This window comes from Mesorhizobium sp. M8A.F.Ca.ET.218.01.1.1, from assembly GCF_004791165.1.
Lineage (GTDB): Bacteria > Pseudomonadota > Alphaproteobacteria > Rhizobiales > Rhizobiaceae > Mesorhizobium.
Genome location: NZ_SRUZ01000005.1, coordinates 298,181 through 309,476, shown reverse-complemented (window position 1 = coordinate 309,476; position 11,296 = coordinate 298,181). Strand labels below are relative to the sequence as shown.

General features: G+C 64.3%; 12 protein-coding genes and 1 riboswitch. Of the genes, 7 read left to right on the top strand and 5 right to left on the bottom strand.

Going from position 1 to position 11,296, the window contains the following annotated elements; genetic code table 11:
• Position 1 precedes the first annotated feature (1 nt).
• Entirely contained in the window at positions 2-715 is a 714-nt protein-coding gene (locus tag EN861_RS20180) for a transcriptional regulator NanR (protein WP_127277231.1), read from the bottom strand.
• Between the two features lie 258 nt (positions 716-973).
• Here EN861_RS20180 and oiaX point away from each other — a divergent pair, with 258 nt between their 5' ends.
• Both oiaX and EN861_RS20170 read left to right on the top strand, forming a co-directional pair.
• A complete protein-coding gene (gene oiaX, locus EN861_RS20175; protein ID WP_135865214.1) occupies positions 974-2,224 on the top strand; it encodes a 3-oxo-isoapionate-4-phosphate decarboxylase OiaX in 1,251 nt (416 codons plus the stop codon).
• Between the two features lie 8 nt (positions 2,225-2,232).
• The gene (locus tag EN861_RS20170; protein WP_135865413.1) at positions 2,233-3,555 is read left to right on the top strand and encodes a four-carbon acid sugar kinase family protein; all 1,323 of its coding nucleotides are present in this window, start codon (positions 2,233-2,235) and stop codon (positions 3,553-3,555) included.
• Here EN861_RS20170 and EN861_RS20165 read toward each other — a convergent pair.
• On the bottom strand, positions 3,552-4,091 hold the full coding sequence (locus EN861_RS20165; protein WP_135865212.1) for an Lrp/AsnC family transcriptional regulator: 540 nt from the start codon (positions 4,089-4,091) through the stop codon (positions 3,552-3,554). The two genes, EN861_RS20170 and EN861_RS20165, sit on opposite strands and share 4 nt — an antisense overlap.
• A gap of 48 nt (positions 4,092-4,139) precedes the next feature.
• On the opposite strand from EN861_RS20165, the gene EN861_RS20160 reads away from it, so the two are divergent.
• The 4 genes from EN861_RS20160 to dhaL all read left to right on the top strand — a co-directional run bounded on the left by EN861_RS20160 (position 4,140) and on the right by dhaL (position 7,894).
• Positions 4,140-5,354, top strand: a complete 1,215-nt coding sequence (locus EN861_RS20160) for an MFS transporter (RefSeq protein ID WP_135865210.1) — start codon at positions 4,140-4,142, stop codon at positions 5,352-5,354.
• Positions 5,355-5,413: 59 nt separating this feature from the next.
• Positions 5,414-5,615: riboswitch (FMN riboswitch) on the top strand.
• A 77-nt stretch (positions 5,616-5,692) separates the two neighbouring features.
• Positions 5,693-6,166 carry a 6,7-dimethyl-8-ribityllumazine synthase gene (locus EN861_RS20155; protein WP_135865208.1) on the top strand — a complete coding sequence of 158 codons (474 nt, stop codon included), beginning with the start codon at positions 5,693-5,695 and terminating at the stop codon, positions 6,164-6,166.
• A gap of 75 nt (positions 6,167-6,241) precedes the next feature.
• Positions 6,242-7,249 (top strand): dihydroxyacetone kinase subunit DhaK, encoded by a 1,008-nt coding sequence (locus EN861_RS20150; RefSeq protein ID WP_135865205.1) that lies wholly within the window; start codon positions 6,242-6,244, stop codon positions 7,247-7,249.
• Between the two features lie 9 nt (positions 7,250-7,258).
• Positions 7,259-7,894, top strand: a complete 636-nt coding sequence (gene dhaL, locus EN861_RS20145; protein ID WP_127276397.1) for a dihydroxyacetone kinase subunit DhaL — start codon at positions 7,259-7,261, stop codon at positions 7,892-7,894.
• Here dhaL and EN861_RS20140 read toward each other — a convergent pair.
• From EN861_RS20140 to EN861_RS20130, 3 genes are read right to left on the bottom strand one after another with little or no spacing between them, the layout of a single operon-like run.
• Positions 7,891-8,331, bottom strand: coding sequence for an RpiB/LacA/LacB family sugar-phosphate isomerase (locus EN861_RS20140; protein ID WP_127276395.1), 441 nt, complete (start codon positions 8,329-8,331; stop codon positions 7,891-7,893). The genes dhaL and EN861_RS20140 overlap by 4 nt on opposite strands.
• Before the next feature lie 38 nt (positions 8,332-8,369).
• Positions 8,370-9,128: a triose-phosphate isomerase gene (locus EN861_RS20135; protein ID WP_135865203.1), complete on the bottom strand. Its 759-nt coding sequence runs from the start codon at positions 9,126-9,128 to the stop codon at positions 8,370-8,372.
• Positions 9,129-9,146: 18 nt separating this feature from the next.
• Positions 9,147-9,917 (bottom strand): DeoR/GlpR family DNA-binding transcription regulator, encoded by a 771-nt coding sequence (locus EN861_RS20130; protein ID WP_127870625.1) that lies wholly within the window; start codon positions 9,915-9,917, stop codon positions 9,147-9,149.
• Between the two features lie 272 nt (positions 9,918-10,189).
• On the opposite strand from EN861_RS20130, the gene fba reads away from it, so the two are divergent.
• The gene (gene fba, locus EN861_RS20125; RefSeq protein ID WP_095771163.1) at positions 10,190-11,254 is read left to right on the top strand and encodes a class II fructose-bisphosphate aldolase; all 1,065 of its coding nucleotides are present in this window, start codon (positions 10,190-10,192) and stop codon (positions 11,252-11,254) included.
• Positions 11,255-11,296 lie beyond the last annotated feature (42 nt).

Sequence of the window (11,296 nt, the reverse complement as noted above, 5' to 3'; positions counted from 1 at the left end):
GTCACTTCTCGGAATTCATCACATAGAGAGCTCGCGAGCGTTCGAGGTGTTTGATCATCGCCTTCTCGGCACCGTCGGCATCCCTGTGCTCTATGCGGTCGATGATCTCTTCATGCTCCGTCAGCGTGTATTTTTCCTTGCCGGTCCAGATCAGCATTTCGGTGTGGTATTCCTTCAGCCAGCCCAGCGTGGCTTCGCTGACGGCGACATAGATCGGATTGCCTGAAATGGACGCGATCTGGGTGTGGAACTTCATATCGGCGGAGATGAAAGCTTCGGAATCGCCGCGCGCGGCGCGCTGCTCGGCCACGGTTGCCTTCAGCAGTTGCACATCCTGCGATGTGGCTTTTTCCGCGGCTTCCCTGACCATGCCGCGCTCGAAGAAGATGCGCGCGGTCTTCAAGTGCTCCAGCGTGTCCCTGGACGAGGACAGGATGATCTTGGCCGCGCCGTCGACCTGCTTGATGATCGACTTGGCGGTCAGTTGCAGCACCTTGGCGCGCTCGCCATGCGAGATGGCGACCAGCCCCATATTGCTCAGCGCCTGCATGGCTTCACGGATCGCCGGCCGGCCGACCTCGAAGCGCTCCATCAACTCGCGCTCGGACGGCATGTCGTCGCCGGGCTGCAGTTCGCCGCTGGTGATCAGCCGCTTCAGCCTTGCAAAGACTTCGTCGGAAAGTTTGCGCCGGACGATCGGCTCCGAACGGTTCATCGTGACGAATCACTCCCTGGCTCGGTTCTTGTTTAGCATTCCCGGCAGGATTACCGGAATGCCCGCACCTGGAGCGGGGACGCTCCAGCTTTTACGCAATTCCGGACAGAAAACCGTTGCACGGTTTTCCTGGAATTGCCCTAGCCCGCCCGCTCTTGCCGAGACTCGGATATTTCTTGCAATACTTATGTACTCATTATACCAGATTTCCTGCGCGACAAAACTTTTTTCGAACCCTTTTCGAGCGGCCGGTCGAACATGATCACACTTACCTATCGCATCGAAACCCCTGGCAGCATCGAGGCGCTGGCGGCCAAGATCGCCAGCGACCAGTCGACCGGCACCTTCGTCGCGCTGCCGGGCGAGACCGAGGAGTTGAAGGCGCGCGTGGCGGCGCGCGTGCTGGCGATCCGGCATCTGCCCGATGCTGAGCAACCATCGCTGCCCGGGTCCGGCAGCGGGCCATTCCGGCGCGCCGATGTTGACATCGGCTTCCCATTCGACGCGATCGGCACCGACCTGTCGGCGCTGATGACCATCGCCATCGGCGGCACCTATTCGATCAGGGGCCTGTCCGGCATCCGCGTCATCGACATGAAGCTGCCGGAACAATACCGGGGCGCCCATCCGGGCCCGCAGTTCGGCTTGACCGGCAGCCGCAGGCTGACCGGGGTCGAGGGCCGACCGATCATCGGCACCATCGTCAAGCCGGCGCTGGGGCTCAGGCCGCATGAGACGGCCGAAATGGTGGGCGAACTGATCGAGGCCGGCGTCGATTTCATCAAGGACGACGAGAAGTTGATGAGCCCGGCCTATTCGCCGCTGGGCGAGCGGGTGAAGGCGATTATGCCGCTGATCCTCGACCAAGAGCAGAAGACCGGCAAGAAGGTGATGTACGCCTTCGGCATCTCGCATGCCGATCCCGACGAGATGATGCGCAACCACGATCTCGTGCTCGAAGCCGGCGGCAATTGCGCCGTCGTCAACATCAATTCCATCGGCTTCGGCGGCATGGCATATCTGAGAAAGCGTTCCGGGCTGGTGCTGCATGCCCACCGCAATGGCTGGGATATCCTCACACGCCATCCCGGCCTCGGCATGGATTTCAGCGTCTGGCAGCAATTCTGGCGGCTGCTCGGCGTCGACCAGTTCCAGATCAACGGCATCGGCTCGAAATATTGGGAGCCGGACGATTCTTTCATCCGCTCCTTCAAGGCGGTGACGACGCCGCTGTTCTCATCAGACGATTGCGCGCTGCCCGTGGCCTGCTCCGGCCAGTGGGGCGGCCAGGCGCCCGAAACCTATCGGCGCACTGGCCGCACGCTCGATCTCCTCTACCTCTGCGGCGGCGGCATCGTCAGCCATCCGGACGGGCCCGGCGCCGGCGTACGGGCCGTGCTGCAGGCCTGGCAGGCGGCGGTCGAGGGCATCGCGCTGACGGACTATGCCCGCGATCACGTCGAACTGGCCCGATCGATCGAGAAATTCGGCGACGGCAGGGCGGCATGAGCATGGCCGTGCAAAACCTGCTCCTCAGTTATTACGGCGACGACCTCACCGGGTCGACCGACGTCATGGAGGCGCTCGAACTCGGCGGCGTGCCGACCGTGCTGTTCATGCGCCAGCCCGACCAGTCCCTGCTGGCGCGATTTTCGCATTGCCGCGCGGTTGGCCTGGCGGGCATCAGCCGAAGCGAAACGCCGCAATGGATGGAGGAAAACCTGACGCCGGCCTTCGAATGGCTGAAAGGCCTCGGGGCGGCGGTCTGCCATTACAAGATCTGTTCGACCTTCGATTCCAGCCCGGCGGTCGGCAGCATCGGCCGCGCCACCGAGATCGGCAGGCGCATTTTCGAGGCGGCAAGCGTGCCGATGGTGGTCGGCGCGCCACAGCTCAAGCGCTACACTGCCTTCGGCAACCTCTTCGCGGCGTTCCGCGGCGCATATTTCCGCATCGACCGGCATCCGGTGATGAGCAGGCATCCGGTGACGCCGATGGACGAGGCCGACTTGCTCGTCCACCTTTCGCGCCAGACCAGCCTTAGTTCCGGCCTAGTCGACCTGGCAACGTTGCAGGCGGACGATCTCGCGCAGACGGTCGACCAAGTCCTGCAAGACAAGGATATCGTCCTGTTCGACGTCGACAGCCACCAGACGCAGAAACGCGTCGGCGAACAACTCTGGCGTATCCACGGGAAGGGCCATGGTTTCGTCGTCGGATCCTCGGGCGCCGAATATGCCTTGCTGGCCGAATGGGCGGCCAAGGGCATCGTATCGGGGCATGCCGCATTCGCACCGCCCGGCCCCGTGGATCGGCTCGCCGTGGTGTCGGGTAGCGTCTCCCCTACCACGGAAAAACAGATCCGCCACGCGCTTGCTCACGGGTTCGACGGCGTCGAGATGGATGCGATGCGACTGGTCTGCGAAGGCGCCGGCGAAGCGACCGAGCAGGCGGTCGCGGCCGGGTTGGCGAGCCTGGCCAAGGGCCGCAGCGTCATCCTCTACTCCGCGCTTGGTCCACAGGCCGATCGCGGTGCTGAGATCGACCGGATCGAGGGCGCCCGGAACACACTCGGACGGGCGCTGGGAACCATCCTGCGCAGGCTGATTGCCGAGCAGAAACTCAAGCGCGCCGTGATTGCCGGCGGCGACACCTCCAGCCACGCGCTCGGACAATTGGCCATCGACGCGCTGACCGTGCGCATGCCGTTGCCGCAGTCACCGGGGTCGCCGCTCTGCGTCGCCCATGGCGGCGGCGCGATAGACGGCCTTGAGATCGCGCTGAAGGGCGGCCAGGTCGGCACCGACGCCTATTTCGAGACCATCCGGCTGGGGAGCTAATACAGCGGCTTGCCCAGGTGTTTCGGCGTCGGCCACTGCGCCGTGATGCCGGGCTGCACCGGCCGTTCGAGGTAAGTCGCCAGAACCACGTAGCTGCGCGTCGAAGTGACTCCGGGTGTCTCGTAGAGACGCAACAGCAGGCCTTCGAGTGCCTTGGTGTCCTCGGTACGCACCTTGAGCAATACGCAGGTATCGCCGGCGACGGTATGGATCTCCTCGACCTCGGGATATTCCGAGATCGCCATCAGTTCCGGGGTCTTGCCCCAGCCACTGGTGTCGATGTGGACAAAGGTGAGCAGCGGCTTCCGCACCGCGTTGGGATCGATGATGGCGGCCGTGTTGCGGATGGCGCCGCTGCGCCGGAGCCGCTTGACCCGCTCATGCGCTGCCGGCGGCGACAGGCCGACGCGATCGCCAAGCTCGGCATAGGTGACCGTCGCGTCGTCGGCCAGAACGCCTAATATTTTTCGGTCGGTCGCGTCGACATCCCGGGCCGCCGGCCTGTTCCGCGGAATGCCATCTGTTTCTTCATCCATATCGATATTCCCGACTGCCACGGAATCTGATGCGGCCATTATGATGATATGTCGAACAACGATCAAGCCGCAGCCTTGGGCGCGGACACCAGACCGCCCATCCCGGCCCTCGCCTATCTGCTGACCGGATGCATCGCCGTGATCGGCTCGAATTCGCTGGTGCTGGGCCCGATCGCTCCGGCGGTGTCCGTATCGTTCTCGACCAGCGTTCCCATGGTGATGATGGCAGCGGCTGCCTTCGGCCTCGGCACGTCGGCGAGCGCCGTGTTCCTGGCACGCCATATCGACCGGGTCGGCGCGCGCCGGATGCTGCAGGCGGCCCTGCTGCTGCTGGCATTGGCCTTGGTCGCCAGCGCCGCCGCGCCTACCGTGACAGCGCTGGTTGCGGCACAGCTTGTCGCCGGCATTGCCGCCGGCGTCGCCATGCCGGCAATCTACGCCAGTGCCGCGGCCATCGCTCCGCCCGGCCGCGAAAGCGGCACGATCGGCGTGGTGCTGACCGGATGGACGCTCAGCATGGTGGCCGGCGTTTCCCTGTCGGCGGTGCTTGCCGATCTCGTTCACTGGCGTGCCGTCTTCGCCGCTGTCGCCGTGCTGGCCGCGCTGGCGCTCGGCGGCCTCACCGCATCGTCGCTGCCGGATGTCAGGAAGGCCGGACCGGCGCCCGCCCCGCTCGCAGCGCTGAACATTCCCGGCATTGTGCCGCTTCTGATTGCCTGCGGCGCCTTCATGACCGCCTTCTACGGTGTCTATGGCTATCTTGGCGATCACCTTCACAGCGGACTTGGGCAGCCGGTCAGCGCCAACGGCCTGGCCGCCCTCGCATACGGGGCGGGCTTCGGCACGGCGGCGCTCTTCGACGGCATCATCGATCGCCTTGGCGCAAGGCGTGTCATGCCTTTCGCCTATCTGCTCGTCGCCATGGTCTACGTGGCGATCGCCGCAACCAGCGGCAGCTATGGCCTGACGCTCGCCATGGTCGCGGCCTGGGGGCTCGCCAATCATTTCGGGCTGAACGTGCTGGTGATGCGCCTGTCGGCGCTCGATCCGTCACGGCGGGGCACGATCATGGGCCTGAACAGCGCGGTGACCTACCTCGCGGTGTTTGTCGGCACCACCGGCTTCGGGCCGCTCTATTCCGACTTCGGCTTTGCCGCCTGCGCGATGGTCGCGGCGGTGCTCATGCTGATTGCCGCCTCGGCCGCAGCGTGGCAGCCGGTAGAGCCAGCGTCTCATCGCATTGCTCCAGTCGACAGAACGTGATCGGCCACCAGCCCTTGGCGCGTTGACAGCGGCACCCCTGCCCTTCCATACAAAGCCGTTAATGTTCTCAGGGCGGGGTGAAAGTCCCCACCGGCGGTAAGGACTCCCAGTCGCGCATGAGGCCTTTCCGAAAACCGTTTCCGGTTTTCGGGGTCATGCGCGGGACCCAAGCCCGCGAGCGCCTTCCAGCAGTTGGAAGGGTCAGCAGATCCGGTGTGATTCCGGAGCCGACGGTTAAAGTCCGGATGGAAGAGAACGAAACGGAAAACGAACCGCCCCGGCGGGTCGGATTTCGTATCGTGCGTCCTGATTCTGGTTCGAAACGGAAGGATGGACCCATGAATCAGCATTCCCACAAAGACTATGAAACAATCCGCATCGCCGTCATCAGGGCGCGCTGGCACGCCGACATTGTCGACCAGTGCGTGAAGGCGTTCGAGGCCGAACTGGCCGAGATCGGCAGCGGGCGCTTTGCCGTCGACATCTTCGACGTGCCCGGCGCCTATGAAATCCCGCTGCATGCCAAGACGCTCGCCGGCACCGGCCGCTACGCCGCGATCCTCGGCACTGCGTTCGTCGTCAATGGCGGCATCTACCGGCACGACTTCGTCGCCAGCGCCGTCATAGACGGCATGATGAACGTGCAACTTTCGACCGGGGTGCCGGTGCTTTCGGCGGTGCTCACGCCGCACAATTTTCACGACAGCGCCGAGCATCACCGCTTCTTCTTCGAGCACTTCTCGGTCAAGGGCAAGGAAGCGGCCAACGCCTGCGTGCAGATTCTCGCGGCGCGGGAAAAGATCGCGGCATGAAATCTTCCCGGCCGGGTGGAAATCGCGATAACACCCGGTAGTATTTGCGAAAATACCGAGTTCGGGAGGATGCCGGTGCAGACCAAGAAGATCATCAATGACGGCAACCGCGCCGTCGACGAAATGCTCGAAGGGATCCTGGCCGCGCATCCTCGCCATCTCGCAAGCGTGGACGGCAGCCCGCGCTCGATCATCGCCCGCGACGGGCCACGGCCCGGCAAGGTCGGGCTGGTGATCGGCGGCGGTTCCGGCCACGAGCCGACCTTTCTCGGCTTTGTCGGCAAGGGGCTGGCGGACGCGGCGGCAATCGGCAACGTCTTTGCCTCGCCTCCACCGGATCCGATCCTGGAATGCGCCAAGGCGGTCAGCGGCGGCACTGGCGTCTTGTTCATGTACGGCAACTATGCCGGTGACGTGATGAATTTCGACATGGCGGCCGAGATGGCCGGGATGGACGACATCGATGTGCGCACGGTGCTCACCACCGACGACGTCGCCTCGGCGCCGCGCGACCAGCGGCACAAGCGCCGTGGTGTCGCCGGCAATTTCTTTATCTTCAAGGCTGCCGGAGCCGCCTGCGACCGGATGCTGTCCCTGGACGAGGTCGAGCGCATCGCGCGCAAGGCCAACGACCACACCTTCACCATGGGCGTGGCGCTGTCGCCCTGCTCGCTGCCGCAGACACGGCGGCCGAATTTCGAGATCGGCGCGGACGAGATGGAGATCGGCATGGGCATCCATGGCGAACCCGGCATCGCGCGCGGCAAGCTCGGGACCGCCGACGAAATTACCGACGAGATGCTCGACAAGATTTTCGCCGAGATGGCGCCGAAGCGCGGCGACAAGGTCGCGGTGCTGGTCAATTCACTGGGCTCGACGCCGCTGATGGAACTCTACATCATGAACCGACGGGTCAAGCAGAGATTGGACGCAATCGGCGTTTCCATCCATGCGACCTGGGTCGGCAATTACTGCACGTCCCTGGAAATGGCCGGTGCTTCGGTGACGCTTTTCCATCTCGACGAAGAATTGCAGGCGGTGCTCGACCACCCCTGCGACTGCGCCATGTTCCGTGCCGGCTGAGGAGCGCCCATGACCATCGGTGCCTCCGACCTGAAAAGAATGTTCGACGCGATCGCGGTGGCGATCGAGGCCGACAGGGACCGGCTTTGCCAGCTCGACGGCGTCATCGGCGACGCCGACCACGGTATTGCCATGGCGCTCGGGTTCAACGCCGTGCGCGATGCGCTGGCATCGCTCGACCTTGCGGCGACCGAGCCGACCGCGCTCCTCAACACGGCGGCGAAATCGTTCCTCAATGCCGTCGGCGCGTCCTGCGGCCCGCTCTATGCCACGGCCTTCATGCGTGCAGCCGTCGCAGTCAAGGGCAAGGCGACGCTGGCGGATGCCGAATTCATCGCCCTGCTGCAGGCCATGGCGCAAGGCATCAAGGATCGCGGCAAGGCCGAGATCGGCGAAAAGACCATGGTCGATGCCTGGCAACCGGCGGCGGAAGCGGCTGGCGCCAGCAATGCAGGGGGAAAGAGCCTTGCCGACAGTCTGCAGGCAGCCCTTGCCGCTGCCGAGCGCGGTGCTGAATCGACCAAGGACATGATCGCCGCCAAGGGCCGCTCGTCGCGGCTCGGCGAACGGTCGCTCGGGCACATGGACCCGGGCGCGGCCTCAGCCGTCACCGTCATCGGCGCGATGACGCGGAGCCTGGCTTAGGCCTTCGCCGCGTCGAGCTTGTTGATCGCCTGGACGTTGCCGGCCGACGGCCCCTTCTCGTCGAACTCCGAGGCCAGCCACGTATCGACAATGGCCTTGGCCAGTTCCGGCCCGATGACGCGCGCGCCCATGGTGATGATCTGGGCATTGTTGGATTTCGCCGCGCGCTCGGCCGAGTAGGTGTCGTGGGTAAGCGCGGCGCGGATGCCCGGCACCTTGTTGGCCGAGATCGAGACGCCGATGCCGGTGCCGCAGAACAGGATGCCACGGTCGTTCTCGCCTTCGACGATCGTCTGGGCGAGTTTCTGCGACAGGTCGGCATAGAAGCCGGCCTGGCTGAGATCGCTGACGGTGAGGCCGGGCTTGGTCGCCAGATGCGCGGCGATGACGTCGAGCAGCGGCTTGCCGGCGCTGTCGGCTCCGATGGCTATTTTCATGGTGATGTCCTTTCTGACTGAATGCGTTTTCGATTGGTTCAGATCGCGGCCGAGGCGCTGCGCAGGATGTCGATATAGCCTTCCGCCTGCCAGGCGGAGCGGCCGATGAACAGGCCGTCAATGTTGGGCTGGCCGATCAGCTCGGCGGCATTGCCGGGATTGACGCTGCCGCCATAGAGCACCGGCGGCACGGACGGCAGCACGCCGGCGGCGACCTGCTTGATCAGCGCCTGCTGCTTGTCGGCATAGTCGGAACTGGCCGGGATGCCCTTGTCGCCGATCGCCCAGACCGGCTCGTAGGCGAACAGGATTTCTGCTCCCCTCGCCTCGTCGTCGAGGAATTGCAATGCACCCTCGACCTGAGCGGTCAGCACCGCATCGGCCTTGCCGCTTTCGCGCTCGGCCAGCGTTTCGCCGACACAGATCAGCGGTATCAGTCCATGCCTGACCGCCGCCGCCGTCTTCAGCCCGACCGTGCGGTCGGTCTCGCCGAAATGTTCGCGCCGCTCGCTGTGGCCGAGTTCGACCAGGTCGAGGCCGCAATCGTTCAGCATTACCGGCGAGATCTCGCCGGTCCAGGCGCCGGCATCGACCCAATGCATGTTCTGCGCGCCGACCTTGATGCGCGTTGCCGACAGCGCCCGCTTGACCTCGCGCACCGCCGTGAAGGGCGGGATGACGAAAGGCTGGATGCGATCGTCGAAACCCGGCACGAAGCCGGCCAGTGCCCCGGCAAAATCAAGCGCCTCGGCCAGCGTCTTGTTCATCTTCCAGCTTGTACCGACCCAGTAAACCACGCGTACTCTCCTTGACCCTCAATCCTTGTCGGCGACGACCGTCAGCGAAACCCCCGCCGCATCCAGCGTCGCGCGCATCCCGGGCTCTGGCTCGCGCCCGGTGAAGACGGCGTCGAATGCGCTGAGATCGGTCAGGAAATGCAGTGCGCTGCGGCCAAACTTGCCGTGATCGACCAGCAGGTATTTGCGGGTCGCCGCGGCCATCATCAGCCGCTTGGCCTGCACCACTTCCTGATCTTGATGGAAGGCGGAGGCGCCATGGATGGCGGATGAGGACAGGAAGGCGACGTCGGCGCGCAGCGACCGCAGCGACGCCTCTGCGAGCAGGCCGAAGAAGCCATGGAATTTCTTCGAGTACTGGCCGCCGAGCGCGATCAGGTTGATGCCTCCGGCACCGGCCAGATCCTGGATGACGGCGAAGTTGTTGGTGATCACCGTCAGCGGCCTGAGATCGGCGAGATGCCGCGCGATGCCGCCCGCCGTCGAGCCGTCGTCGATGATGACCGTCTGGCCGGGTTCGATCACGGCCACGGCGGCCGCCGCAAGGCGCTGCTTTTCCCCGATCGCCTGCTTCTGCCGGTAGCGAAAATCGCTTTCAAACAGGCTGCTCGGCTGGATCGAGGCGCCGCCGCGCACCTTGCGCAGGAAGCCGCTCTCCTCGAGCTCGTCCAGGTCGCGATGCACGGTCATCCTGGAGACGCCAAAACGCGAAGCGAGGTCGTCGACGCTCGCCGCGCCGGCGTCCACCAGGAAATCCATGATGCCTTGCCGTCTGTTGTCGCTCTTCATTCTCGCCGACTCGCCAACGCAGAACTCCGGCTGCTTGATCGAGCCCAGATATAACAGACATCGTCGCGCATGTATCACAATTTTTGTTATAATGAGATATTTCCATGGGATATTTCGCCGGCTTTTATCGCGCCGCTGTAACAAGAATTGCGGCCGGGACGGTCTGTCACGGTTGCGGTTGCGCGGAATTCCGGCCAGAAGCATCGGTGGGCTGAACGATGCGCGGACAGCCCGCAACCACAGGTTTGAAACCAGATACGGGAGACTAATCGTTGGCTCGCATCACACTGAGACAATTGCTCGATCACGCCGCCGAATACGGCTATGGCGTGCCGGCCTTCAACATGAACAACATGGAACAAGGCCTCGCCATCATGGAGGCCGCGGAGGAGACCAAGTCGCCGGTCATCCTGCAGGCAAGCCGCGGCGCGCGCGCCTATGCCAATGACGTGGTGCTGGCCAAGCTGATCGACGCGCTGGTGGAAATCCACCCGGACATCCCGGTCTGCATGCATCTCGACCATGGCAACAACGAAGCCACCTGCGTCACAGCCATCCAATACGGCTTCACCTCGGTGATGATGGACGGTTCGCTCAAGGAAGACGGCAAGTCGCCGGCCGACTATGCCTATAATTCCGGCATCACCAAGCGCGTCGTCGACATGGCGCATTGGGGCGGCGTCTCCGTGGAAGGCGAGATCGGCGTTCTGGGTTCGCTGGAGAGCGGCGGCGGCGAGCAGGAAGACGGCCACGGCGTCGAAGGCGCGATCAGCCACGACCAGCTCTTGACCGATCCGGTGCAGGCCGAACAGTTCGTGCGCGACACCCATGTCGATGCGCTGGCGGTGGCCATGGGCACCAGCCACGGCGCCTATAAATTCTCGCGCAAGCCCGACGGCGCGGTGCTGGCGATGAACGTCATCGAGGAGATCCACCGCCGCCTGCCGAACATGCATCTGGTCATGCACGGATCGTCCTCCGTGCCGGAGGACCTGCAGGAGATCATCAACAAATATGGCGGCCAGATGAAGCCGACCTGGGGCGTGCCGGTGGAAGAGATCCAGCGCGGCATCAAGCATGGCGTGCGCAAGATCAACATCGACACCGATAACCGCATGGCGCTGACCGGCGCGATCCGCAAGGTGCTGACCGAGAACCCGAGCGAGTTCGACCCGCGCAAATACCTGACACCGGCGATGGCGGCGATGAGGAAGCTCTGCAAGGAGCGCTTCGAACAGTTCGGCACCGCCGGCAATGCGCCTAAGATCAAGCCGCTGCCGGTCTCGGAAATGGCCAAGCGCTACAAGTCGGGCAGCCTCGACCCGAAATTTGGCTAAGTTCGATCCATCTGCATTTTACGGGCAGGAGCTCTACCGGCT